Annotated in this window: 24 protein-coding genes and 1 pseudogene; 7 read left to right on the forward strand and 18 right to left on the reverse strand. The window is 47.8% G+C overall.

The genetic code is table 11. From position 1 onward, the window contains the following. Positions 1-66: 66 nt before the first annotated feature. The 13 genes and pseudogenes from CIB36_RS04415 to CIB36_RS04475 form a co-directional block, all read right to left on the reverse strand. Complete coding sequence (locus CIB36_RS04415; protein ID WP_002569237.1) at positions 67-1689, reverse strand: relaxase/mobilization nuclease domain-containing protein; 1623 nt, start codon at positions 1687-1689, stop codon at positions 67-69. Continuing rightward, on the reverse strand, positions 1661-2059 hold the full coding sequence (locus tag CIB36_RS04420) for a plasmid mobilization protein (protein WP_002569238.1): 399 nt from the start codon (positions 2057-2059) through the stop codon (positions 1661-1663). Before CIB36_RS04420 ends, CIB36_RS04415 begins: the two co-directional genes overlap by 29 nt. Positions 2060-2683: 624 nt before the next feature. Further along, positions 2684-2887 (reverse strand): helix-turn-helix domain-containing protein, encoded by a 204-nt coding sequence (locus CIB36_RS04425; protein WP_002602095.1) that lies wholly within the window; start codon positions 2885-2887, stop codon positions 2684-2686. After that, positions 2877-3323 (reverse strand): RNA polymerase sigma factor, encoded by a 447-nt coding sequence (locus CIB36_RS04430; RefSeq protein ID WP_002602096.1) that lies wholly within the window; start codon positions 3321-3323, stop codon positions 2877-2879. Before CIB36_RS04430 ends, CIB36_RS04425 begins: the two co-directional genes overlap by 11 nt. 204 nt (positions 3324-3527) lie before the next feature. Then, positions 3528-4295, reverse strand: a complete 768-nt coding sequence (locus tag CIB36_RS04435; RefSeq protein WP_002602097.1) for a class I SAM-dependent methyltransferase — start codon at positions 4293-4295, stop codon at positions 3528-3530. Positions 4296-4618: 323 nt separating this feature from the next. After that, positions 4619-4963: a helix-turn-helix domain-containing protein gene (locus CIB36_RS04440; RefSeq protein WP_002602098.1), complete on the reverse strand. Its 345-nt coding sequence runs from the start codon at positions 4961-4963 to the stop codon at positions 4619-4621. 81 nt (positions 4964-5044) lie between these two features. Beyond that, positions 5045-6964, reverse strand: a complete 1920-nt coding sequence (gene tet(32), locus CIB36_RS04445) for a tetracycline resistance ribosomal protection protein Tet(32) (protein WP_002602099.1) — start codon at positions 6962-6964, stop codon at positions 5045-5047. A gap of 362 nt (positions 6965-7326) precedes the next feature. Continuing rightward, positions 7327-7848 (reverse strand): AAA family ATPase, encoded by a 522-nt coding sequence (locus CIB36_RS04450; protein WP_093988346.1) that lies wholly within the window; start codon positions 7846-7848, stop codon positions 7327-7329. Between the two features lie 274 nt (positions 7849-8122). Further along, a pseudogene (locus CIB36_RS04455) lies at positions 8123-8251 on the reverse strand (Maff2 family mobile element protein); the annotation flags it as partial. Positions 8252-8318: 67 nt separating this feature from the next. Then, positions 8319-10100, reverse strand: coding sequence for a VirD4-like conjugal transfer protein, CD1115 family (locus CIB36_RS04460; protein ID WP_002604483.1), 1782 nt, complete (start codon positions 10098-10100; stop codon positions 8319-8321). Further along, a complete protein-coding gene (locus tag CIB36_RS04465) occupies positions 10097-10570 on the reverse strand; it encodes a PcfB family protein (RefSeq protein ID WP_002604484.1) in 474 nt (157 codons plus the stop codon). Before CIB36_RS04465 ends, CIB36_RS04460 begins: the two co-directional genes overlap by 4 nt. 36 nt (positions 10571-10606) lie before the next feature. Then, positions 10607-11551, reverse strand: a complete 945-nt coding sequence (locus tag CIB36_RS04470) for a DUF6017 domain-containing protein (RefSeq protein WP_002604485.1) — start codon at positions 11549-11551, stop codon at positions 10607-10609. 128 nt (positions 11552-11679) lie between these two features. Beyond that, positions 11680-11898, reverse strand: coding sequence for a hypothetical protein (locus CIB36_RS04475; RefSeq protein ID WP_002604486.1), 219 nt, complete (start codon positions 11896-11898; stop codon positions 11680-11682). 134 nt (positions 11899-12032) lie between these two features. Here CIB36_RS04475 and CIB36_RS04480 point away from each other — a divergent pair, with 134 nt between their 5' ends. The 4 genes from CIB36_RS04480 (at position 12033) to CIB36_RS04495 (ending at position 17870) form a co-directional block, all read left to right on the forward strand. Further along, entirely contained in the window at positions 12033-13541 is a 1509-nt protein-coding gene (locus tag CIB36_RS04480) for a recombinase family protein (protein ID WP_267872658.1), read from the forward strand. 187 nt (positions 13542-13728) lie between these two features. Continuing rightward, positions 13729-14337: a hypothetical protein gene (locus tag CIB36_RS04485; protein WP_093988347.1), complete on the forward strand. Its 609-nt coding sequence runs from the start codon at positions 13729-13731 to the stop codon at positions 14335-14337. 408 nt (positions 14338-14745) lie between these two features. After that, on the forward strand, positions 14746-16518 hold the full coding sequence (locus CIB36_RS04490; protein WP_093988348.1) for an FtsW/RodA/SpoVE family cell cycle protein: 1773 nt from the start codon (positions 14746-14748) through the stop codon (positions 16516-16518). Then, a complete protein-coding gene (locus tag CIB36_RS04495; RefSeq protein ID WP_093988349.1) occupies positions 16515-17870 on the forward strand; it encodes a penicillin-binding transpeptidase domain-containing protein in 1356 nt (451 codons plus the stop codon). The genes CIB36_RS04490 and CIB36_RS04495 overlap by 4 nt, the downstream gene beginning before the upstream one ends. A gap of 45 nt (positions 17871-17915) precedes the next feature. Here the strand turns inward: CIB36_RS04495 and CIB36_RS04500 are convergent, their stop codons facing one another. From CIB36_RS04500 to fucO, 3 genes are all read right to left on the reverse strand, one after another. Continuing rightward, on the reverse strand, positions 17916-19358 hold the full coding sequence (locus tag CIB36_RS04500) for a nicotinate phosphoribosyltransferase (RefSeq protein WP_093988350.1): 1443 nt from the start codon (positions 19356-19358) through the stop codon (positions 17916-17918). Between the two features lie 16 nt (positions 19359-19374). Further along, entirely contained in the window at positions 19375-19944 is a 570-nt protein-coding gene (locus tag CIB36_RS04505; protein ID WP_407657451.1) for a cysteine hydrolase family protein, read from the reverse strand. Between the two features lie 72 nt (positions 19945-20016). Then, positions 20017-21168 (reverse strand): lactaldehyde reductase, encoded by a 1152-nt coding sequence (gene fucO / locus CIB36_RS04510; RefSeq protein ID WP_093988351.1) that lies wholly within the window; start codon positions 21166-21168, stop codon positions 20017-20019. A 208-nt stretch (positions 21169-21376) separates the two neighbouring features. Between fucO and CIB36_RS04515 the strand changes: the two genes are divergently transcribed. From CIB36_RS04515 to CIB36_RS04525, 3 genes are all read left to right on the forward strand, one after another. Next, positions 21377-21928, forward strand: a complete 552-nt coding sequence (locus tag CIB36_RS04515; RefSeq protein ID WP_093988983.1) for a TIGR01440 family protein — start codon at positions 21377-21379, stop codon at positions 21926-21928. A gap of 23 nt (positions 21929-21951) precedes the next feature. Then, the gene (locus tag CIB36_RS04520; protein ID WP_093988352.1) at positions 21952-22242 is read left to right on the forward strand and encodes a Dabb family protein; all 291 of its coding nucleotides are present in this window, start codon (positions 21952-21954) and stop codon (positions 22240-22242) included. Between the two features lie 102 nt (positions 22243-22344). Next, positions 22345-23013, forward strand: a complete 669-nt coding sequence (locus CIB36_RS04525; protein ID WP_093988353.1) for a nitroreductase family protein — start codon at positions 22345-22347, stop codon at positions 23011-23013. Positions 23014-23049: 36 nt separating this feature from the next. On the opposite strand, the gene CIB36_RS04530 is transcribed toward CIB36_RS04525, so the two are convergent. Together CIB36_RS04530 and asnA are read right to left on the reverse strand one after the other, a co-directional pair. Beyond that, the gene (locus CIB36_RS04530; RefSeq protein ID WP_093988354.1) at positions 23050-25134 is read right to left on the reverse strand and encodes a glutamine synthetase III family protein; all 2085 of its coding nucleotides are present in this window, start codon (positions 25132-25134) and stop codon (positions 23050-23052) included. Between the two features lie 43 nt (positions 25135-25177). Next, the gene (gene asnA, locus CIB36_RS04535; RefSeq protein WP_093988355.1) at positions 25178-26188 is read right to left on the reverse strand and encodes an aspartate--ammonia ligase; all 1011 of its coding nucleotides are present in this window, start codon (positions 26186-26188) and stop codon (positions 25178-25180) included. Between the last annotated feature and the right edge of the window lie 89 nt (positions 26189-26277).

A 26277-nucleotide genomic window follows, 5' to 3' on the forward strand; every position in this document is an offset into this window, starting at 1 on the left:
TTTGCGGATAGGGTACGGGGCAGCCCCCTTGTTCTGTATAGGTTCGGGTACATTTTGGGGCGGTTTTTATCGTTCCTGTTCCTGCCTTTTCACAGGCTTGCGCTCCCGGTGTAAAATCTGGTCGATATTGCCCTTGACAGTCTGTAAGCGGCGGTATTCCTCCCGTTTTGCCCGGTAATCGTTGTAGCCGCTGTTTTTCTCTTGGATAAGGGTTTCAATCTCTGCTTGCAGGGCTTTATAGCTCGGCAGCTTGGAAATGCCGTTTTCCCTGAAATAGCGGGCGGCTGCGTCTGCTATGATAAAGTCGCTTTCGTACTTCTGACGGTAGGCTGCTTTTGCTTTGGCGTTTTTCTGCTGTTTCAGCCCGTCCCGGACAGGGCGGGTCTTGGAATAGGCAAGCACCTGCCGTTGCAGCTCCTTTTTCCCGTTCAGCGTCTTTTCCATCTGCTTCAGCTCTGTAAGGCTTTCCCGCATGGCGGTATAGGCGGCAGAACAGGCTTCGTCCAGTTCCTCCGGGGAAGAAAAGCCGTACTGCTGATAGGCGGTAACGGTAGCTGCCATTTGCTTTAGGTTGTGCTTTGCCGCCCAGCGGTCATAGCCCACGCCCTTGCCCTCGGCTCGCTTGGCTTCCCGGTCAACCATGCGCTGCAAGGTGTTGTCTGCCGGGGTGGTTTTTGTGGTTTTTTCCCCTTGTGACAGCTTTTTAACCGCGGCAGGGTATTCGAGTATGGCTTTGCTCTGTTCGGCGGCTCTGTGGGCGTTCTGCGTAAGCAGGACAAGGACAGCAGCCTTGTCAAAATCGTCCCCCAGCTTCCGGGCTGTGATAGGCTTTGTCCTGTCCGGCGTGAGGTAGGAAAGCCGCCCCCGGCTCTCCTTGACGGTCACACCCTCCCGCAGCAAAAGGGAAGAAAATTCGTCAAAGCTGCCAGCTTGGGAAAGTGCCTGCCGTATCGTCCGGCGCAGCTTCGCCTTGTCCGTTTCAAACTTGGTGGGCTTGGTCGGCTGTCCTGCGGCTTCTCTGACAGCGTTCTCTTTATCAAGGGCAAGCTGTCCTTTCTTTGCCGCCCAGTATTCCCGTTCGGTTATCCGTTCCTTGCTGCCGCTTAGGAGGTCGATTTGGTAAAGCCCCTCCCGGTGGCACATCTCCATGACTTCACTCTTGAAATATTCCATAGCGGCGTTGGTGCAGCGGTGCTTGCAGCCCTCCCGTGTGTCGGCTGGTCTGTCCATGTAGGGCAGAAGCGGGACTTCATAAATCCGCAGGGAGTTGATGACGATATGCACATGGATATTGCCGCTGTGGTTATGCCCGTCCGGGTGGGTGCAGACTAAGGCTTGGTGTCCGGGGAAATGCTCTTTACAGAACTGCTCGCCCAGCTCCTGCGCCCGGTCTACGGTCAAGCCGTTGTCTGTCCCGTCCCGTGGGTCAAAGCTGATGATATAGTGGTGGCTTTTCACATCTTCCCGTTTTTGGTTTTTCTCATAGCGGAGATTAGCCCGCATACAGGCAACAGCGAAATCCTCGCCCCCACAGTTGAGGGAAGAAATGCGGTAATCCTCCCTCGGTATCAGCCGCCCGTTTTCATCAAGGGTGGGCTTCATGGTAAACTCGTCATGCTCAAATGTGAGATAGGCTTCCGCTGCGCCATAGTCCGCATTTTTAGAGCTGATATGTTTGAATGTTGCCAACAGCGTCACCCACTTTCTGCAAGACTTCAAACTTTAGGGCAGCAAGGTCGGAAACCGCCGCCCGTACCTCCCCGGCAAGCTGCGGGTAGGGGCTGTGCCACTCGTTCAGCGTCCGGGCTATCTGGTTTAAGTTGCCGCCGATCCTGCCGTATTCGGCGGTCAGCTTCCCGACAGCGGCAAGCAACTCGTCATTGACGGGGGAAACGGTTATGATGGGGCGTATGGCTGCCCCGGTTATGGCTTGCCGGATAAACTCGGCTTGGCTCATGTTGTAAGCAGAAAGCCTTTCCGCAAACTCGGCGTATTCTTCCTCGGTCATGCGTGTCTTGACTACCCGGCTGCGGTGCGGCGTGTTATATCGTTTTCGCATGGTAAAACCTCCTTCGGCTGTGCGTGGTGTCCTCTCACTAATAGGAGAAAAACAGGGTGTAAAGCGGAACTGTTTTTGAAAAATCCGAAAAATTATTTTGAGGGATTTTCCAGCGGCGTAAGCCGCATAAGCAGGGTTTGGGGAAGGCACTCCCCAACAAGATTCCCGCAGGGGCAAAATGAGCGATAAGCGAATTTTGGTACTGCGGTAGAATCTTGCTCTGAAAAACTCCGGCGTTCCCCGGCTTCCGTACTTTCCGCTAACAAGACGTTTCAAAAGGGCTTTGCTACCCGCTATTCCGGCATATCTTGAAAATTTTCCTTTCACTACCTACAACACCACGCAAAGCAAAATGGACGGAGATTTTTAGAATTTCCCCTTATTCCCTACAACACCACGCAAGCCGAAAAAGGCGGACAATGGCAGTATTTTTTTCTTTGATACCCTCCACGGATAAGTAAGGGATTTTGCCAACTGCGGCGGCAATTTTCCCTTTTGTTTTTTCATACTGGGGATTTTCAAAAATGCCAAACAGGAACGAAAAAAAGCAGCAAATCTGTTGAATAGATTTACTGCTTTCTGGTTGCCGGCGAAGCGGCGGTTATTCAGTTGTAGGCGGTAGGGCTATCTCCCAAAGCGGAACTTGAAAATAGCTGTGAGAAGCGTCTGGGTGATGTAGTCCTCTGTATCTTGGTCTACCCGTCCATTCACACGGGCGGCACATTGTATGCGGCGGCGGTAATACTGCAATACAGTTCCCACCGCTTCCGGCTCCCCGCTGGCGGCTTGGACGATTGTTTCATAGGGGAGAAGCCTATTATTTCTCATATGCCATTCCCTCCATTTCCGCTTGGAGCTGCCGTAGGGCTTTTCGGATATGGTAGCCCGCTGTGCTGCGGCTGCGCCCGTACTGTCTGCCAATTTCGTGCTGTGGAATACGCTTGAAAAAGGACAGGTAAATCATTTCCCGCTCCCGTTCGTCCAGCCGTGACAGGGCTTCCGCAAGTAAACCGCTGCTGAAAATGACCGTATCGCCGCAAAGGGTAAGTATGTATTCCTCGTCCGGCTCCGGGGCTTGGAAATATTCATCTGTCGTGCCTAAAGGGTAGTGCTTTTCGTCTGTGAGGTATTCAAGGGATATTTCTCTTTTGTGCTTCCTGCTCCGTGTCCTCGCTGCGTTGATCGTTGCATTTCGGATAACGACTTTGCAAAAGGCATGGAAAGTGTACTCGATATGTTCCCGATATTCTTCTGTACAGGTCATGGAAAATCCCCCTTTCCTCCCAAAAGGGCTGTGGCTGGTTAGTAGTTGCTTTTTATGATAGTAAGGGGCGGCAGCACTTTAGGCTGTCGCTCCTTGACTGCCTAACTGCAAAACCGGGCGGGGCTGTCAACGGCGGGCGAAGCCCGTTCATCTTGACCGTTGACTGGCTCGGCCGGGTTTGCTATTTATCCGGCAAACTTGAATTTATTTTAAGCTATCACGTTTTACCTTTTTAAGCCTTACTATCATTACCATAGGAATTTCTTTATTGTTTTTGAAACATTCTTCATAAAATCCATCAATGACAAATCCAGCTCTGAAACAAAGGTTAAAAATATCTTGTATGGAACGATGATAATAAATCTGCTCCTCCGGCTGCCCTTCGATCGCTATATCATAGTAACTGTGCGGTGTCATATATTTTTCAGTCAATGTGATAAAACAAGGGTGCTGCGTTGCAAAGACAAAAATCCCGTTTTCCTCCAATAGTTCATAAACAGCCATAAAAAGCGGTTCAATATCCGTAATATCCATAATTGCCATATTAGAAACTGCTTTCGTAAAGGCTCGATTTCTTTTTAATCCTAATAAGCTTTCTCTATTGGTCGCATCCGCTACGCAAAACTCAATTTGTTTTGCATATTGTGATCGCCGTCTTTTAGCCAATTCTATCATTTTTTTGCTGTAATCAAAAGCGACGACCGAAGCGCCTCTCTGTGCAAGATACGAAGAATAATTTCCATTGCCGCACGCAATATCCAAAATGTAATCCGAAGGATCAGGAGAGAGAAGTTCCGTTACTTTGGGACGTACTACCTCTCTGTGAAATTCATTGGATTCGTCACCCATTGCATCATCCCAAAATTGTGCGTTTTTCTCCCAGATCTTTTTGCTTTCCTCTGTTCCCATGTTCTCTCCCACTCCCAAAATTTGCCTTTTTGCTTCCATTAAATCTTCCTTACTATATTCCATTGTTACCCTCCATAACTTCTGATTGTTGCCGTCTTGACTATTATGTATCTTTTCTTTCCAAAATGGTATAGGCTTTTATTTTTATAATGCTGCAAAACTTTTCTTCTGTAAGGTATTCAAAGGATATTTCCCTTTGCCGCCGCTATTGGAAAGCCAAAAGCAGCGGCTTTTTTACGCGATATGACCGAAAAGACTAGAAAGCAGGATATGTCATCATTTGTCATTTCTTCTCAATGTAATAACTGCATGGCATATCAAGCCAAATACAAGAGAAAAACAGCCACCGCCAAATAGTGATGCTCCCCACCCTGCACCCGACATTGTCATAAAACCGCCAACAAAGAAAATACCAATGCCAAGAAATATCCCGACACCATAAAAAAGTCCAATTGCCATATCATACTTATTAAATTGTCGTTTCTCTTTTTTTCACATGTTTCCATTTTTGTTATTACCTCCTTCGCAAAATCGTCCATGTGGACTCCAAAAAGAAAACAAATTTTTTTCAACGTATTTAAATCGGGTTCATTAACATCTCTCTCCCAATTCGATAGCGCCTGCCGGGTAACATTCAATTTCCCAGCCAGTTCTTCCTGTGTCATTCCCGATTGTGTTCGCAGATGACGTATTTGCTTTCCTGTTGTAATATCCGTCTGTTTCTGGTTCAAAATGGTTCCTCCTCTCTGATGCTGATTTTATCAATGATATTTCGCAATAGCCAGCAATGAACGTTTGCATTGCGCAAGATGTTACATTATCTTCTGAAACATATGCCGGATCTTGTCTAAACGGCTGTTCGGGCGGCGTGGCTGAAACACAGGCTCGCCGGAAGTTTCCTGATACCCTTTTAATTCTGTAATGCAGACACTTCTTCCATTTGTATAAAAATTCAAATCATTTCTATATTCACCAATACAACGGGCAGGGATTTCCCCCTTAAAAATAACTTCATCTTTTTCAAGTCTGGTTGATTCAATGATTGCGCAATACTTTGGTGCGTCATTATAAGCCCGTGAAAGATATTCCTGCGGTGCAAAAAGGGTAAAGGAAAGGTATGGTTCCAACAGTTGTGTTCCTGCTTTTTTCAATGCCTGCTCCAACACGACAGGCGCAAGAAAACGAAAATCAGCGGGGGTGCTGACCGGGCTGTAATAAACTCCATAATCAAAACAAATTTGGCAGTCTGTCACTCCCCAGCCATATAAGCCCTGCTCCATTCCATAACGCACACCCTCCATGACGGCATTTTGAAAACTTTGGTTTAAATAGCCGAGAGATACCTCGCTTTTATATTGTGTTCCGCTTCCAACAGGAAGCGGTGTTACAGTCAAACCAATAGATGCCCAAAACGGATTCGGCGGCACTTCAATATGAATCGTGTAGCTCGCTTTTTTTTGCGGTCTTTCCAGATAAATAACCGAAGGCTCTTTCATAGCCACGCCCACATGATATTTTTCTTCTAATAGCGAACAAATAACTTCTAACTGTACTTTTCCCAAAAAAGATAATATAATCTCATGTGTAACAGTATCAATGTCAAAATGCAAAAGAGGGTCTGTATCAGCAATCTCTGTGAGGGCATTTAACAGGGCTTCCCTTTGCTCCGGCTTTTGCGGCTCTACCGTTGTCCGAAGTAATGGCATGGGATTATCAATCCGTGTTTTGTGAGGCAGGAGTTTTTCATTTCCCAGAATGTCGTTCAGTTTCAAAGTATCATCAGCTAAAATAACAATTTCTCCCGGACAGGCATGGTCAACCGGGACGATTTCACCATTTGACGGAATACACATTTCTGTAATCTTTATTTTTTCCTTTTTTGACAGCAGCAGGGTATCCCGTAAATGGAGCGTCCCATGATACAGGCGTAAATAAGAAAGCCGTTTTTTCCGCTCTGTATACTCAACCTTAAAAACATATCCACATAATTCAGACTGAATATCGTCTGTTTCTGTAATGAAAGTTTCTGTAATCGCTTCAATCAGTTTTTCTGTTCCTAAATTGTCTTTTGCACTCCCATGATAAACAGGAAACAAAGAGCAGCATCTGGTTCTTTTGCACTTTTCATATTGTAATTCCTGTATATCCAAAGAATCCTCTGCAACATATCGTTCTAATAGTTCATCGCTTCCGGAAATAATCATATCCCATTTGTCCAAATCAGAAATATCGGTCATGGTTATCTTTGGCGACAGGGAAACCTCCTGCATGACAATCATATCACTGGTAAGTTTATCTTTAATGCTTTGGTAAACACGCCGCAGGTCGATCCCATTTTGGTCTATCTTATTTATAAAGATAATTGTCGGAATGTCCATTTTCTGAAGCGCATGGAATAATATACGGGTTTGTGCCTGTACGCCGTCTTTTGCCGAAATGACTAAAACAGCTCCGTCAAGGACAGATAAAGAGCGGTATGCTTCGGTTAAAAAATCCATATGACCGGGAGTGTCCACGATATTGATTTTATAATCATTCCAGCAAAAAGAAGTAACCGCTGTCTGAATGGTAATTCCGCGCTGCCGTTCCAAAATCATAGTGTCTGTTCTTGTAGTTCCTTTATCCACGTTTCCTTGTTCCGCAATCGCTCCACTGGTGTACAGCAGGCTTTCCGTCAATGTTGTTTTTCCTGCGTCTACATGGGCGAGAATTCCAATATTGATTATTTTCATGTGATTGTCCTCCTTTTACAGCCCCAAAAGGGCATAAAAATCCCCAGCAGTAAAATACTTTTACCACTGGGGATTATAATTTGCGGACATACACATATACAGCATACACCTGTTTGTGATTGCTGTTTTTCGGATATGTCAAAATTGATAAGGCAAAAGTATTTTTAAATTGGGTACAAAAAACCAAGCCCCCACAAAAGGGACTATCATAATCCTTTGTTCCCACTATTTGATTATAGTTTTATTTAAGAATACCTTGCCGCATATTTTTTACTCCTTTTTTGGAATGATGCTATTATATCACATTAGTTTTAGGAAAGAAAGTACCTAAAAGAAATTTTTCTTCCCCTTATATGTAACAATCATACCGACTTTCTGGCGTTCAGAATGGTTTCTGCTGTCTGCTGTGGTGTTTGGTTGGAATTGTCCAGCCAAAAGCCGATCCGTGGTGTTGTCTGCATAAATGTATCGTATAAGGTTTCAACCGTAAAGCCGGAATAGCCTGTTTTCTCCCTGTATCGTTCCCTTCCTTTTATTGTTTCCACATCTGGACAAAGAACGACAACCTCAACAGGGTATTTATGCAGATAATTTATCATTCGGTTTAATTCATCACCGTAGTAGTTATCTTGGATCACTACAGAAAAGCCGTTGTCAAAGTATGACCTTGCCGCATCAGCAGTCAATTTGTATCGAAGGTACAGCTGGCGGACTGCTTCCGCTGATGGGGTAGCTGACATATTTTCTCTGCCTGAAATAATCATTTTTCGGAACACATCACCACGAAGATGGACGCATTTTTCTATTGATTTTGCCAGTAAATCGGAAACTGTAGATTTTCCAGAAGCCATTAAGCCTGTAATGAGATAAATTTTTTGTTTCATTTCACTTCCTCCGGCACAAAAAATATGTACATGTAACTAATTCAACACATTTATAATTTGAATAGGGACATTATAGCATTTACTAAATACAAATTCAATGTATACGGAAAGAAAGATATAAGGAGTGGGAGGGATTCCGCCGTAGTCGGCATTGTAGGAAAATCCAAAAGTTTAGATTTTCCCACAATGCTTATCTTTTGGTCTTTGGTTCGGAATAGTGTAGTGCTGGCGGTCTATCTCTTGTTTTCGGTTGCTTGCTTCCTTACCGTACATGAGCATTCGCGCCGGGGTTATCGTTGCCGTACCCCTCCATGAGGTTAATGCCGCCCCAAATGCCAAGTCCTGCGCCAAGCGCGATTACCAAAGTCTGCAATACGTCAACTGCGCTGTTGAAAAAATCCATATAAACCTCGCTTTCTGCCGCTAAAACGGCTCAAAAAATGTTGTTGGAAATAAAAATGCCGCCGTTTTTATTCGGCGGCTGCGTCCTCGTCGGACAAATCTATTTCGTATATGTCAAAGGGTTCGTCGGGCTTTACGATTGCCGGACGGGTGGACATATACCGTTCAACGTCAAAAGCGTTTTTCTTGTCGAAGTCGGAAAGGTATTTGTAGTTCGGGTGCTGCGTTATATCGTACTTATCGCTGAAAAAGGGGCGCACGCCGCGCAACTGCAAAATACATTTTCCTCCGTCCATAACTGCGATTTCGTCCTGTGTCATCAACTCCTTTCCCAATTTCTGATAATTGAGGCCATGAGAAACCTGCGTGCCGCGATTTTCGGAAGTGTTGAAACTGTCGATTGTTTCACGTCCCAAGTTCTCCGAAATATCCTTTGCATTTTTCCCGCGCCCTCCCAAAAACAAGGTGCTGTCGGCATTGTCAAGTATGATTTCTGCCGCGTCCTTGTAAATGGCTTTTAGCTGGCTCTGCGATTGCAGAATGATAGAAGCCGAGATTTCCCGGCTGCGGATTGTGGCAATCAATTTTTCAAACTGCGGGATTTGTCCAATGTTTGCAAACTCGTCTAACAGGCAGCGAACATGAACCGGCAGCTTGCCGCCGTATTCGTCGTCGGCCTTGTCGCACAAGAGATTAAATAACTGCGATTGCAGCATAGCGATAACAAAATTAAACGTGCTGTCCGTATCGCTCATAATCAAAAACAAAGCTGTTTTTCTGTCGCCTAACGTGTCAAGTTCTAATTCGTCGTAGGACATAAGATCGCGCAATTCCTTTATATCAAAAGGAGCGAGCCTCGCACCGCAAGAAATGAGGATTGATTTTGCGGTTTTGCCCGCCGCCAATTTATATTTTCGGTACTGCTTCACCGCGAAATGGTCGGGGTCGCGTTCTTCCAAGTCGGCAAACAGCAAATCGACGGGGCTTTGATATTCCTCGTCGTCCTCGCGGGCTTCGCTGGCGTTGATAAGTTCCAACAGGGTAATAAAGTTCATTTCCTCGGCGGGGGCTTCGTACCAGATGTAGCCCACCAACGCGCAATACAAAAGCCGTTCTGCCTTTACCCAAAAATCCTCCGCGCTTTTTTCTCCCTCACCTTTGGTATTCGCTATCAACGTATTTACCAGCTTCAAAATATCTTTCTCGCTGCGGATATACACAAAGGGGTTGTAGTGCATAGATTTTTTGAAGTTAATCGTATTCAGTACCTTAATGCGGTAGCCCGCCCGTTGCAGCAGCTTCCCGCACTCAATCAAAACCGTACCTTTCGGGTCGGTTAAGACGTAAGAGGAATGAAGCTGCATTAGATTAGGTTTGACAAAAAATCTTGTTTTTCCGCTGCCGCTGCCGCCGATCACGACGACGTTCTTATTTCTCGCGTACTTCGGCTGCTTCGGGCGGCTGTTCATGGTAAGCCGTTCCGTCTGCGTCAAAATGATGTTGTTTTGGAAATCCGGGTCTATGTAGGGCTTTATATCTTCGGCGTTTCCCCATCGGGCAGAGCCGTACTCCGCGCCCTTGCGGTATTTCTTCGCGTTTTTCCCTTTGACATAGACTATCAAGCGGATAATCACCGCACCGACAATGCCGACAAGCAAATCCAACGGGTAAACGCTCGGCAAGGCGTTTTCAAAGGCTGCGGAAAATCCTTGTGTGATATTCAGTATCTTTGCAGAAATATCCGCGCCGGGGGCAAGCCGCACCGCCTGTCCGACTTTATCAAAGAGATAGACAAAGAACACATAGGGGATATTCGGAAGTATCAGCTTTTTGTAGTTGATCTGCTTCATATCTCGCGCCCCCTGTCCATTTTCTTTACCTTGTCGCGGGCGGCGTTAAGCTGCTTCGCCTTGTCCTTTGCAGCGGCAAGGGCTTTGCGGATAGAGGGCTTTTTCTCCCGGTTCAGCTTCTTTGCGGAAAACTCTTGAAACGCTGCGGTCATAACGTCCGCGTCCCGGCCTTTGAAAAACACAAGGTAACGGGTCTGCTCGCCCTTAACCTTTTTTAGCGAAAAATCTATGTTGTATTTCTTCGCCGTACTCTCAAAGGCTTTAATATTGCTGTCGGTGATCTCGATGTTGGAAACACCCGCGTTCTGCTTCATAAGCTGCCGCATGGTCTGTTTCCCATGCGCGGGTTTGCTTTTCTGCTCCAAAAACTTTTGGATTGCTTTCTGTAACGCCTGTTCGGTAAGCCGCGCCGCGCCTTTTCCCACTTTGACGTATAGGGCAATCGTTTTTTGGGTTACTTCCTCCTGCAAGGTATCAACTCCTTTCCCGGTAAAGTGCGGCTATGCTCATTCGCCGCCGTATAAGTCGTGATTGACAAGGGCGGTATAGTAGCTGTCAATGGTACTCGGCGCGTTGAACAGCACCGCTTTTAGATACTGCTTGATGTTGCGCACTTTGGTTGTGTTCTCCCTCATGCAATCCAAAACAAACTCAATATGGCTGCTGTTCAGCTTCAAAAACTTGGATTTCACCAATTCGGCGGGGTAGTCGTCCCCGGCAATACGGATTGTCTTTCGGGCTGTGCAGACGGTTTCCAGCATAAGGTCAACAATCTCGTCCAAACGGTCTTTGTCAATTTTGCAGTTTTGAATGAGATGGTCGTATTCGATATTGTCCTTGATAATCTCCCTGTAAATCTCTACTGCGCTATTGCTTTTCGCTTCCGTTCTTTTCCTTTCCGGCGGCGTAGCCGCTTCGCCATGCGCAAAGGGCAAGGGGTTTAGGGAATGGAAAGGAATGGAATCGGTACTTGATAAATCAGTAATTGATTGTTCTTTACTTAATATATCTTTATTTAATTGCGTTGGATTTTCCAACGTAGGTTTTTCCTGCGTAGGTTTTTCCAACGTTGGATTATCCAATGTTGGATTTTCCAATGTAGGTAAATCCAATATAGGCGGCTGTCCGCCGCTGGTAGCTGCTTCCGGCTCTCGCGGCTGCGGCTGCTCGTATATGACGTAATCTGCGCCCCGCAAGCGTCCCTTTTCGTCGCGCTCCCGGCTGCGCACGATATATCCGGCTTTTTCGAGTTCCTTTACCGCTTCGCGGATTGCGTCGATCTTCTCCCGGTTGATATGGGATAAGCCCGCAAGGGTATAATCCCAATCTTCGGGCAGCGAAAGCATTTGCGACAACAAGCCCTTTGCCTTTAAGGACAATTCCTTGTTTCGCAAGTGGTGGTTGCTCATAACGGTATATCCCGTATTTCGCTCCACTCTGAAAACTGCCATATTTCCTCACTTCCTCTCTTGGTATGCGTGGACAATTAGAAAGCCGTTTTCGGCTGTTTTGGTATTGCAATATGCCCTTTGCCGTTTTCGCGTCTGCAAAGCCGCATGGCACAAGGGCTTTTGCCCGTCTATTTGTCCATGCTGGCGTGCGTTTTCCGCGTCCTTTTGCCGGGGCAATAGGGACACTCTTTGAAAACGCAAAACTCATATTTCCACCCGGGGCGGTAGAAACGGCAAGTGCCGCAATCTTCATCATCTCCGGCACAACCGGATTGATAGCGGTCAAATCCCGGCTTCTGCTGCATGAGCAATTCAAACGCCCGCTGCTTGCCCTTTGTGAAATACATTCCGGCTGCACCTCCTTTCCTGCGGGCATAAAAAAACGGCGTTACTTTCTCCCCCAAAGGGGTTAAGGTAACGCCGTTTGTGTGCGTATTCAGTTTTTAACACATTCCCTGTCTATCCGCTGTCCGCAAAACCATTGATTTTATTAGCTTTTTGCCGCTATCGCTATCACACCTCATTATTTGACAGACCGGGCTGGAATGAAATGATAAGGCTTTCGGAAGCAGGAAAGGTCAAGACAGTTATCGTCAAGGATATGTCCCGCATGGGGCGCGATTATCTGAAAGTCGGCTACTACACTGAAAGTTTCTTTGCCGAGCGTGATATTCGCTATATCGCAATCAATGACGGAGTAGACAGTGACAAGGGCGACAACGAATTTACCCCTTTCCGCAATCTGTTCAATGATTTTTACGCACGCGATACAAGCAAGAAAATCCGCGCGGTCATGCGAGCAAAGGGCAACGCCGGAGAACATCTTTGTACCAATCCGCCCTACGGATATATGAAATCCCCAGACAACAAGAAAGTGTGGATTGTGGACGAGGAAGCTGCCGCTGTGGTAAAGAGGGTTTTTGATTTGTGTATTGCCGGAAAAGGACCCATGCAGATAGCAAAAATGCTGACAGCAGACAAGGTGTTGACAGTCAAAGCCTACTATGCAAAGCGTGACGGAAAGCCTATGCCGGATAATCTCTATCGGTGGGATTTCAAAACCATAGCGGGGATTTTAGAACGCCCGGAATATACAGGGTGTACGGTCAATTTCAAGACCTATTCCAAATCCCACAAACTGAAAAAGCGTCTGCAAAATGCGCCGGAAAATCAACGGATTTTCCTCAATACGCAACCTGCTATTATCGAGGAACAAGTATTTGAGAGGGTACAGGAATTAAGAGCAAACAAACGCCGCCCCACAAAGACAAGACGGCAAGGCTTATTTTCCGGCTTGCTTTATTGCGCTGACTGCGGCGAAAAGCTGTACTTTTGCACGACAAACAATTTTGCGCCCAAGCAAGAGCATTATGTCTGCTCCAACTACAAGAGCAATACAGGTACTTGTTCCGCGCATTTTATCAGAGAAGAAACCTTAAAGCTGTTCGTCCGGCAGAGGATTTTTGATGTAACAGCTATGTTCTTTGACGATATACAGAACTTCCAAAACATGGTCTATCAACAGAGATTTACGGAAACAGAAAAGGCAGTAAAGCGGCAGAAAAAAGAACTGGAACAGGCAAGGAAACGGATTGCCGAACTTGACCGTATTTTCAAGCGGATTTACGAGGACGATATTAACGGCACAATCAGCCACGAAAGATTCTTGAAGTTATCCGCAGAGTATGAAGCGGAGCAAAAGGAACTGACAGAGTTTGTCAAGGTAGAGCAAGCTGCCGTTGATACTTACGAACAGGACAGAACGGATTTTGACAGCTTCGCCGCCGTTATCCGCAAGTATGTGGGAATACGGGAATTAACACCTACTATCGTCAATGAGTTTGTGAAGAAAATCATAGTCCATGCGCCGGACAAGTCCACCGGACACCGCAGACAGCGGATAGAAATTGTCTGGAACTTTATCGGAGAACTGGAACAGGACGAGGATAAGCAGACCATTGAAAGGCAAAGAAAAAGCAGAACGGCATAGCCTTTTGACTATGCCGCCCTGCGGTAATACAATTACTTCCTTATGGGTGTGCCGCTTTTTAAGGCTCCTCTCTTTATTTTGCAGGAAGCGAAATTTCTTTTTCCATTCATACAATATTTGCAGATTTTAAGAATTTTATTTGCAAATAGCTGTTATACTGGGGGACAAAGAAAGGAGTGCAGAAGCAATGAAACGTCGATTGATAACAGCTGTTTCTATGGCAGCTATATTGGTGATCATGGCAGCATCTTTGGCAGGCTGCGGGGCGCCAGTGAAGGAGCAGGGCTCTTCATCAGACCAAACCTCTTCCACTGCCTCTTCGGCAGAGAGTCAGGGGAATTCCTCACAGGCCCAGATGCAGGAGGCAACGTTATATATTGGAACAAAAGATTCCTTCCAAGAATTTTCTTTTAAATATGAAGAGGAATTAAAGCCGGAAATGTTGATACAGGGGATCGCTGAATTAACCGGCTGGGATTTGAGCCTTGCAGACGAGGTGACGATTGGAAAGGGCGGAATGACAGTATCCTTTGCCAAAACCTCTGCTTTATTTGTCGGCCCGCCGGAAAACCAGAAAGAAACATTTTTTATGTATGATGCACAAACACTGTCGCAAACGATTCTGGACAGCATCAAGAAAACCTTGCAGGAAAATTTTGTGGATACTGAAGCCGGGGGCGATCCGGATTCGCTGGATATTTACTACAGCATGGAGGGCGACCAGCCGTTAACGCTGGAAAACATCAATGTAACCATACCGATGGATGTACCGTATACAGAATTTCCAAACAGCTAAAAAGAGGGGCGGGATTTCCTGCCCCTCTTTTATAACTGCACGATAAAATCAAAGAAATGTTCCTGAAAATAGACCTGCTCTTTGATTTCTTTCTTGGAAAATATGGTATTTTCCGGAACGATTGCCCATTTGTCTTCTATTGTCATCCCGGCGGCGGATCACCGCAAGGCCGGTCTATGGCAATGGATGCAATTTCCCGGTCATTAAAACAGTTCTCTCTGAAAGTCTTATCTTTATCTGACAAAAAAACTGTAAAAGTGTAAATCCAGTGCCCAAAGTACATGGCAATCCTGCCCTTCACGCCAGCAGATTTACGAAAAGTTCACCGGGAATCGCTTGATTTTTCCAACAGGTTCCCGTACAATAAAAAGGGCTTACGAATAGAAACCTGACGAAAGGGGAGAGGGAATGGAACAGATCATTACATTTTTAAATACCTATTATCTGGTTATTGCCCGGTATCTTTTTGTGATTTATGCGGCGATTATTTGGGTTCAACTGAAACGGTGTATCTATCACCGGACTGAGGATACCAAAGTATTGGCTGTTTTGAATGTAGAGGAAGGGGCGATCCGCCTTCCGATCACCCACTATGAAACCACGATCGGCAGGTCAAAATCCTGTGACGTGGTAATCCCGCTGCAGGTGCTTTCCCGTCAGCATGCTGTGCTTACCATGGAAGATGACGGGCTGTGGCGGATCAGCGATACGAATTCTAATGGGGGGATCTCTGTCAACGGGGAAGAATTGGAGCAGGATACCTTAATCGAAATGGGCGATGACATCGTGATGGCGGGGGCGCATATGACGTTAACGCCGCCTGCCCGGTACGAACAGCGCCCGGAATACATGGAAAAGCAAAAAAACTGGTTTGCATACCATTGGGGAAAGCTGGCACGGCGTTTTACCGGCAGGGCGAAAAAGCTGGGCTCTATCAATATGGCGTTGGGGGCGCTGACCCTGTTTCAGCTTTTGGCGTTTTTGCAGTTGTTTTTGACCCTTGACGAGAAGTACCGTCCCGCGTTGGCGGTGTGTTTTGTGGTATTGCTGATCTTGCCGTGGGTCTATAAAGTGTCGGCCAACCTTTTGGGGATACGCACAATCACAGCCGAAGCCCTAGCCTTTTTTTTAACGACTCTTGGGTTTTGCACCACAGCCAGCGCCGCCCCTTATAGTCTGGTCAAAGAACTATTGGCATTTTTACTGGGGTTTGCGATCTTCTGCGTGCTGTGCGGCATTTTGCGGAATTTGAATTTGGTGATGAAATTAAGAAGATACGCGGCGGTCGCCTCCATTTTACTGCTGGCGGTCAACTTGGTGATGGGAACTACTTTAAACGGCCAGAAAAACTGGATCAATTTGGGATTTGTGTCGGTTCAGCCTTCTGAATTTGTAAAGATTTTATTCGTATTTGCGGGAGCCGCTACATTGGAATGGCTTTTGACCACCAAAAATTTGACGATGCTGATTTTATATGCATCCGGCTGTATCGGTTTGCTGTTTTTAATGGGGGACTTTGGGACAGCCTTGATTTTCTTCTTTACCTTTTTGGTGATGGTATTCTTGACAAGCGGCGACCTGCGCGCGATTATCTTGACCTGTGTCTGCGCCGGTATGGGCGGGCTTTTGATCTTGACCTTTAAGCCATATATCGTAAGCCGTTTTGCCGCTTGGGGGCATGTATGGGAGCATGTCAACGGGATTGGCTTCCAGCAGACGCGCACCCTGATGGCGGCGTCAAGCGGCGGCCTGCTTGGGATCGGCGGCGGAAACGGCTTTTTAAAGCAGGTTTTTGCTTCGGACACGGATCTGGTATTTGGTATTTTGTGTGAGGAGTGGGGGCTTTTGATCGCGGTATTGGCAGTCAGCTGTTATGTCTTGCTGCTGCTGGCGGCGATCCGTTCCAGGAAAACGACCTATTCTTCCTACCATATCATTGCGGCCTGTACGGCGGCCTCCATTTTTATTTTTCAGGCTTCTTTAAATATTTTTGGAGCGACCGATATTTTACCGATCACGGGGGTCACTCTGCCTTTTATCAGCAACGGCGGTTCCAGTATTGCGGCAAGCTGGGGGCTTTTAAGCTTTATTACCGCGGCGCTGAATTATGCGCGTCCTAAAATGAAGCGGAAAACACGCAAAGAACCGGAGCGTGTTTCCAGAAGGGTGGTGCGCGGATGAAACGGATCGGGACCAGAGCAAAAATTTTGATCGTAGTGATCTTCTATTTTGCCGCCTGTTTTGGCGTGTTCTTTTACCAATATGGGAAAAACGCAAGCAAATGGGTAGTGCATCCGGCTAATCAGGACGTTTATCACAATGGTGTGCCCACGGGGAAAGGAACGGTCGTTTCTGCCGACGGAACAGTACTTTTAACCTTAGACCAAAATGGGACTACCTATGCCGCAGAGGATGCTACTTTAAGAAAAGCCACCCTGCATTTAGTAGGGGATTTGCAGGATAACATTACAACCGGGGTTTTAAAGACCCAAAAATCTAAGCTGATCGGTTATGACCTGTTAAACGGGGTATACAGTCCGTTTTCTGCCGGAAATACCGTGAAGCTGACCATTGACGCAGATACCAGCAAGGCGGCTTACAAGGCGCTTGGCGACTATAAAGGAACAGTCGGAGTATACAACTATAAGACCGGGGAGATCCTTTGTATGGTCAGCAAGCCCTCCTATGACCCAAACGATCCGCCGGATCTAACCAGCGATTACTACGAGGGCGTTTATATCAACCGGTTTATGAATGGACTTTATACGCCGGGCTCTGTTTTTAAGGTGATCACTGCGGCGGCGGCCATTGACACGATCGATGACATTGAAACGCAGACCTTTACCTGCAAGGGCGGGATCGAGATCAACGGCGAATGGATCAAATGTACCGGCAATCATGGCAATATTTCTTTTGACGAGGCGCTTGCCAAATCGTGCAACGCCGCTTTTGCCACGATCGCCAATGAGGTAGGAAAAGAAGCCTTATTAGAACACGCCGCTGACGCCGGGGTCACCTCCAGCTTTACGGTGAGCGGGGCAAAAACCTTTAAGGGGAATTTTGGCCTGAGCAAAGCGGATGAAGTTGGGCTTGCCTGGGCGGGGATCGGGCAGTATACAGATATGGTCAACCCGATGCAGTACCTGATCTACATGGGGGCGATCGCAAACGGCGGTCAGGCTGTCACACCCTATTATATTGACAGCTCCTCCAAGCTGCTGAATAAAGTTAATTTAGGTTCCAAGGAAGACCGGATGCTTTCAGCGGATACAGCCGCGCAGTTAAAGGACATGATGCGCAACAACGTGGAAAGCGAGTACGGGGATTCTAAATTCGGAAACCTGAAAATTTGTGCCAAAACTGGTACTGCGGAGGTGGATGACGGCCGCCCGCATGCATGGTTCGTCGGTTTTTCCGCCGATGAATCCGTTCCGCTTGCTTTTGTTGTAGTGGTGGAACACAGCGGCAGTGCCAGCAGCGTTGCGATCCCGGTAGCGCAAAAGGTGCTTGAATCAGCGCAAAAAGCATTATAAACAATAAAAAAAGCTGTATGGCGAATTTGCCATACAGCTTTTTTACTAGTTTTTCTTTTCGTTTAACAGCTGGTGTTTGATATCCCATAATTTCTGTGACAGGTCCACATAATAATTGTGCGGGTTCTCAAACCGTTTCACTTCGTCCCATAAAAGATCTAATTGTTCAGCACAGTACCGCTTGATCTCTTCGGTGGAAAACTTGGGGTAAACCCGTTCGCCGTGAGAAAACACAGGCACCAGCAGCTCCTTTGCAGTAAAATCAGTAAAGGTCTTTCGTTTCCATGTGTAGTCTGGATCAAACAGCTCAATGGGCTGGGTGTCGTCAACTACCTCGTCGTGTACACAGATCAGGTCGGCAAACGCCTTTCCGGTCTGGTTTTCAAACAAGCGGTATACCTTTTTAAAATGGGGGTTGGTGATCTTGGAAACATTTTCACTCAGTTTGATTTTTGGGATGATCTCTCCCTGTTCATTTTCAACTGCGGCAAGCTTGTATACCCCGCCGAACACCGGATCGCTTTTTGAGGTGATCAGCCGCTCTCCAACTCCGAATAAATCCACCTGAGCGCCCTGCATCAAAATATCCCGGATGATCATTTCGTCCAGAGAGTTGGAGGCGACAATCTGGCATTGTGGGAATCCTGCCTCATCCAGCATCTTCCGTGCCTTTTTGGACAGGTAGGTAATATCGCCGGAATCCAAGCGGATGCCGCATTTGGTGATTCCCTTAGGCAGCAGTACTTCACGGAATGCACGGATCGCATTAGGGATCCCGCTTTTTAATACGTTATAGGTATCGACCAATAGAGTAGCGTTGTCCGGGTACAGCTCGCAGTAGGTTTTAAACGCCGTGTATTCATCGTCAAACATCTGGATCCAGGCATGTGCCATCGTGCCGCCGGCCGGTACGCCGTAAAGCTGGTCGGTCAAAGTACAGGCTGTGCCGGCACAGCCCGCTATATACGCGGCCCTTGCGCCAAGCACCGCGCCGTCTGGCCCCTGCGCGCGCCGGGAGCCAAATTCCAGTACCACCCTGCCGTTGGCCGCCCGTACGATGCGGTTAGCTTTTGTCGCAATGAGGGACTGGTGGTTGAGTGTCAGCAGTAAAAAGGTTTCTAAAAGCTGTGCTTCAATGGCTGGGGCGCGCACGGTCAGGATCGGCTCGCCGGGAAAAATTGGCGTCCCCTCAGGCACTGCCCAGACATCCCCGCTGAACTGGAAGTGCTTTAAGTAGGACAAAAATTCTTCGGAGAAGATCCCCTTGTTTCGCAAAAAGGCGATATCCTCCTCCGAAAAATGCAGATTTTCAATGTATTCGATCGCCTGTTCCAATCCGGCCGCGATCGCAAAGCCGCCGTGATCCGGTACCTGACGGAAAAAAATATCAAAATAGGTGATCTGGTCTGCCATGCCGGCCTCAAAATAGCCGTTTCCCATGGTCAATTCATAATAGTCGCACAGCAGTGTATAATTTGGTTCTTTCATTGCCGAATCCTCTTTTCTAGTTTGAACGGTTTGTGACCGTCATGTATAGTCCTTCCATCAAGTCCAGCGCTTTCTGGTGCATGTCATCGGAAAGCCCGGCAGTACAGTTGGCGTCAATGATGATCTTTGCCTGCGGGAGCGCCGCCTTTGACAAAACCGCATTGGAGATCACACAGATATGGGAAACAACGCCGCAAAGCTCCACCTCGTCATAGCCCTGCGCTTGCAGATAATTTGCCAGTTCTAAGGAACCGAAGGTCGGCTTTTCAAAACACGCCGCCGCTTTTTCCAAAAAGGGCGTCAAAGCTTCGCAAAGCTGCCAGCCTGACGTTCCTTTTAAGCAATGGGGCACGGGCAGATGTTTCCCCTCGTGCGTATCAAGGTAATCTTCGCCGTGGGTGTCAAAGGTAAAGATCAGGTCCTCATTATTATGGAGATATTTTTTGATTTTATCAACAACAGCCTGTTCAATTTCCTTTGCTTTGGAAAATCCCAAGGCTCCTGTCACAAAATCATTTTGATAATCTACTACGATCAAAGCGCGTTTCATCTGCATCATTCCCTTTCTGGACAAGATGTGTTTCATCCAGTATAGCACACCTAAAACCCGCTGGCAAGCAAAAAGCCCCTCTGACAGAGGGGCTTTTTGGAATAAAAGTTAATAGATAGATTTGTAGAGGTTCAGCAGGTCTTCCACAGAAGCGTCTTTCGGATTTCCCGGCGCGCAGGCGTCGGCAAAGGCGGATTCAGCCAGAGCCGGCAGGTCTTCTTCCTTGACGCCGATTTCTCGGAGCGTTTTTGGAATACCGACGTCTTCAGAAAGCTGTTTTACTGCGTCGATCGCGGCTTTCCGGTATTCTTCCTGAGACATACCGTCAACATTGGAAACGCCCATTGCCCGCGCGATTTCACGGTATTTTTCCCCGGTCGCGGAAGCATTGTATTCCATAACATAGGGCAGGATCACTGCATTGGCAACGCCGTGCGGGGTATCATAAAAAGCGCCCAGCGGGTGAGCCATTGCATGGACGATCCCCAAACCCACGTTAGAGAAGCCCATACCGGCAACGTACTGGCCCAAAGCCATATCTTCCCGGCCCGATTTTTCCCCGGCTACTGCCGCACGCAGGGAACGGGAGATGATCTCAATGGCCTTTAAGTGCATCATGTCGGTCAGTTCCCAAGCGGCCTTGGTGGTATATCCTTCGATCGCATGGGTCAAGGCGTCCATACCGGTGGCGGCGGTCAGCCCCTTTGGCATAGAGCTCATCATATCGCTGTCCACAAAAGCAACGACAGGGATATCATGCGGGTCTACACAGACAAATTTCCGTTTTTTCTCTTCGTCGGTGATAACATAGTTGATGGTCACCTCAGCGGCAGTGCCCGCAGTGGTGGGAACTGCAAAGATCGGGACAGACTTGTTCGGGGTGTTGACAGCGCCTTCCAGGCTGACGACATCGGCATATTCCGGATTCGCCGCAATGATCCCGATCGCCTTGGTGGTGTCGATCGGAGAACCGCCGCCGATCGCGATCAAATAATCCGCACCGCACGCTTTGAATTTGTTCAGTCCGTCTTTTACGATTGCAACGGTTGGGTTTGCCTTGACCGAATCGTAAACCTCATAAGCCAACCCGTTTTGATCCAGCAGGTCAGTGACTTTGGAAGCAACCTGGAATTTTACCAGGTCTTTGTCAGTAACGACCAATGCCTTGGAAAAACCGCGGTTTTTCGCTTCTTCCACAATAGAAGCGATCGCGCCAGCGCCGATATAGCTTGTTTCGTTTAAAACCATTCTGTTAGCCATGTGCATGCAACTCCTTTTTCTTGATCTTTGCTTTTAGTATACTGCAAAGGATTTTTCATGTAAAGTGGTCTGCGTTAACTTGGAAAATAAGCAGAAATAATCAAAATTTGCTGTTAAAATGATCAAAAAAGAACATGATAGGAAAAAGTTGATGAAGCGGCCGATTTGTGATACAATAATCTTGAAATCAGGGAAACGAGGCGGAAACATGTTAGATCAGATCAAACAACAGGCGGCGCAGGCAATGAAAGAGCTATTGGAAATGGCCGATCCCAAACAAGGAGAAATCGTGGTAGTGGGCTGTTCCAGCAGTGAGGTTGGGGGAAAAAAGATTGGCACCCATTCCAGCATGGAACTGGCGGAAGCGATTTATCAGGGGATTGCCCCGGCATTGCAGGAAAAGGGGCTGTTTTTAGCGGCGCAGTGCTGTGAGCATTTAAACCGCTGTATTGTTATAGAAGAAGAGGCGGCGGAAAAATTGGGGCTGGAACCAGTCAATGTGGTCCCCCAGATGAAAGCGGGCGGTTCTTTTGCTACAACTGCCTATGCACATTTTGCGCATCCGGTCGTAGTAGAAGAAGTCCGGGCGGTATGCGGCATTGACATCGGCGGCACCCTGATCGGGATGCACCTGAAACGGGTGGCAGTACCGGTAAGGCTGTCTGTTCGGAACATCGGGGAAGCGCCGATCATCTGCGCGCGGACAAGGCCTAAATTTGTAGGCGGGGAGCGCGCTCATTATAATCAGGAACTATTATAACGGGAAGATAAGGAGAAAAGGACATGATCAAGCACATCGTTTGTTTTAAGCTGAAAGACAATTCTGCGGCAGAATGTGAAAAAGCGCGGGAGGTTTTAATGTCCATGAAAGGGCAGGTGGAACAGATCAGGGACATTCAGGTGGGGATAGATTTCCTCCATTCGGAGCGTTCCTATGACCTGATTTTAGAAGTCCTGCTCGACAGCCGGGAGGACATGGAGGCTTACCAAAGCCACCCGTACCATGTCGGCGTTGTGAAAAAACATATGCATGCCGTGCGTTCGGCAAGCGTTGCGGTGGATTATGAATGTTAACAGCTTGAGGCGGCGGGAATAAAATCCTGCCGCTTTCTGCATTGGCCTTACATGATTATGGAATCTCTACCGGACAGAGGGAGCAATGAGGAGGGAACAGCCATGGAGCTGATTGAAGCCGTCAAAAACCGCCACAGTGTGCGCCGGTATCAGAAAAAGCCCATAGAAGCAGAAAAGCTTTCTGCTTTGCAGGAAGAGATAAACGCCTGTAATCAGAAAAGCGGCCTGCATCTCCAGCTTGTGACCGGGGAGCCAAATGCGTTTCGCAGCCTGATGGCGCATTATGGGAATTTCAGCGGAGTTACCAATTATATTGCGTTGGTTGGAACAAAAGGGAAACATCTGGAGGAATTATGCGGCTATTACGGCGAACGGCTGGTGCTGAACGCCCAGCAGCTGGGGCTAAATACCTGCTGGGCCGCGATGACCTATAAAAAGGTGCCCGGGGCGTTTGTTGTCCGCAAGGGAGAAAGGCTGGTGGCCGTGATCGCTTTGGGATACGGGGAAACGCAGGGAACAGCCCACAAAACAAAGTCCATAGAAGCGGTGAGCAATGCCGCAGAAGATTCGCCTAAATGGTTTCAAAACGGCGTGGAACTGGCTTTGCTGGCACCTACCGCGGTGAACCAACAAAAGTTTTACCTGAAGCTTGACGGGGAAAACAGGGTGACCGCAAAGGCTGGAATGGGGTTTTACAGCAAAATAGACCTTGGTATCGTCAAATATCATTTTGAGATCGGCGCCGATAAAAAGAATTTTATCTGGGCGTAAAAACAGTCCGCCGGAATTTTCCGGCGGACTGTTTTACTATATTCTGTGGAGCAGGTCGGTGTAGCTTGGCATCGGCCATTTTTTCTTGTCAGTCAGCACTTCGATCTTATCTACCAGTAAACGGATCTCTTCCATTTTTGGACGGATCTGGTCGCGGCAGAACCCTGCGGCTTCTAAAGAATTGGTGTGCGGCACCTGCGCAACAAGCTGTTCCAGCGTTTCTGTCAGGCTGGAGGTGCCGTCCAATAATTCGGATAGGGAAGTTAAAATTTTTTCCATGCTTTGATTATGCAGGCCGGCCTCTTTCAGCTTTAAAAAGCTGTCAGAGATCATGCCGATGTATTCGATCGTGGCGGGGATCACCAGCTTGTGGATCATCTCCAGAAGGGTGTTGGCCTCGATCACGATGATATGGCTGTAATTTTCCAGCAGGACCTCATACCGGGAGTGGCACTCCACTTCGCTTAGGACATGGTGGCGGCTGAGAACATCAATATTTTTGGGGTTCAGGTAAGCCGAGGCGGCGTCTACGGTATTGCTTAAATTCGGCAGGCCGCGGCGGGCAGCCTCTTCCACCCACTCCTGCGTATAGTTGTTGCCGTTAAAAATGATACGGCCGTGCTGCTCCATGGTATCTTTGATAATGCGGTGGATCTCCCCGTCAAAGTCCTTGGTATGCTCCAAACGGTCGGTAAACCGGGACAGAACGTCGGCTACAATGGTGTTTAACACAAAATTTGCACAGGCGATCGATGCGGAAGAGCCGACCATGCGGAACTCAAACTTATTTCCGGTAAATGCGAATGGGGAGGTGCGGTTGCGGTCGCTGTCATCCTTTTTCAGCTTAGGCAGGGTCTCGACCCCCATTTGCAGGAACGCAGATTCCATTTGGTTGTGTGGTTTTTCCCCGTCCGCGATTTGTTTTAAAATAGAGGTCAGCTGTTCACCCAAGAATACTGAGATGATCGCCGGCGGCGCTTCATTGGCGCCAAGACGGTAATCGTTTCCGGCGATGGCGGCCGATAGACGGATGAGGTCGGCGTATTCATCAACAGCGGTGATGACCGCACATAAAAAGGTTAAAAACTGAATATTTTCATAGGGGTTTTTCCCCGGCTCAAAGAGGTTGATCCCGTCGTCTGTACATAAAGACCAGTTATTGTGCTTGCCAGAGCCGTTGATGTGCGCAAACGGTTTTTCGTGGAGCAGGCAGGCAAGGCCGTTTTTCTTGGCGATCACCCGCATCAGTTCCATGGTGAGCTGGTTATGGTCGCACGCGATATTGACCGAATCAAAAATCGGGGCAAGCTCATGCTGTGCCGGTGCTACCTCATTATGCTTGGTTTTTGCAGTGACCCCAAGCTTCCACAGTTCTTCGTCAAGCTGGTGCATGTAGTCTGCGATACGGATACGGATGCGGCCAAAGTAATGGTCTTCCATTTCCTGACCCTTCGGCGGTTTAGCGCCCAGCAGGGTCCTGCCGCAGATCTTTAGGTCCAGGCGTTTTTCATAGGCTTTACGGTCTACCAAAAAATATTCCTGTTCTGCACCGACAGTTACCAGCACCCTTTTGGAAGTAGTATTTCCAAATGCATGCAGCAGGCGCATCGCTTCGTTGGAGATGACCTCCATGGAGCGCAGAAGCGGGGTCTTGGTATCAAGCGCTTCCCCGGTATAAGAACAGAAGGCGGTGGGAATATACAGGGTGTGATCCCTGATAAAGGCGGGGGAGGTGCAGTCCCACATGGTATAGCCGCGCGCTTCAAAGGTATTTCTCAGCCCACCGTTCGGAAAGCTGGAAGCGTCCGGTTCCCCCTTGATCAGTTCTTTTCCGGAAAATTCCAGAATGATTTTTCCGTCTGGGGTGGGGGAGATAAAGCTGTCTAATTTCCCGGCGGTGATATTCGTCATCGGCTGGAACCAGTGGGTAAAATGGGTAGCCCCCTTTTCCACGGCCCAGTCTTTCATTGCTTCGGCAACGATCTCCGCAACGTCGGCGCGAAGCGGCTTGCCGGAATCAATGGATTTTTTTAGTTCCTTGTAAGTGCTTTTAGGAAGTTTATCCCGCATCACGGTGTCGCTGAACACGTTGCAGCCAAATTGTGAAAAATCAAAGCTCATAAATTACTCCTTGGTACTTAAAAACAGGGATGGGTTATTTTATTTACAGTAGGGTAATGCCATGTTCTTCGCAGGCAGCGATCATTTCGTCCTGCCAGATGGAAGCCTGAACTTCCCCGATATGTGCCTTTTGCAGCAGAACCATGCAAAGCCGGGACTGGCCGATCCCACCGCCCATCGTCAGCGGAAGGTCGCCGTTTAACAGCTGTCGGTGGAACGGAAGGTCTTTCCGTTCTTCGCAGCCTGCTTTTTTCAGCTGGCTTTCCAGGGCCTCGGTATCTACACGGATCCCCATGGAGCTCAGTTCAATAGAACGTTCTAGGACCGGATACCAGATCAACAGGTCGCCGTTTAAGGTCCAGTCATCATAATCAGGGGCGCGGCCGTCATGCTTTTCACCGCTTTTGAGCACATCGCCGATCTGCATTAAAAAGACGGTCTTATGTTCTTTGCAGACAGCATCCTCACGCTGCTTTGGAGTCAGGTCAGGGTAACGGTCCTCCAGTTCTTGGGTCGTTAAAAAAGTGACGTCTGTAGAAATGAAGCTTTTGATCTGAGGGAAGGTTTCAGCCAGACGGTCCTGTGTCCTTTTGATCGCCTTTACGATCTGGCGGACAGTGTGTTTTAAAGTTTCCGCATTACGGGTTTCCCGGGTAATAATTTTTTCCCAGTCCCACTGGTCCACATAAACAGAATGAAGATTATCCAGGATCTCATCACGACGGATGGCGTTCATATCGGTGTACAGCCCGCTGTCAGGAAAAAAGCGGTAGCGCTTCAGCGCCTGGCGTTTCCACTTTGCCAGAGAATGGACGATTTCCACCTCGCACTCAGCATCTGGAACATCAAAACGCACCGGGCGTTCCACACCGTTGAGGTCGTCGTTCAAACCGCTTTCCGGCCGGACAAAAAGCGGGGCGGATACGCGGGTAAGATTCAGGTTTTCCGCCAGCTTTTTTTCAAAGGTATCCTTTACCAGCTTGATAGCGATCTCGGTGTCAAGGATCGAAAGCTTGTTGGTGTATGATTTTGGGATCTCGTAACGGCAGCTCAATCAGGACAACTCCTTTTCAGACAAAGTTCTTTCTTCTTATAACTAGAAATAATTTTATCATTATTGGAACAGTTTGACAAGTAATGAGA

This window comes from Massiliimalia timonensis (genome assembly GCF_900186585.1).
Taxonomy (GTDB): Bacteria; Bacillota; Clostridia; order Oscillospirales; family Ruminococcaceae; genus Massiliimalia; species Massiliimalia timonensis.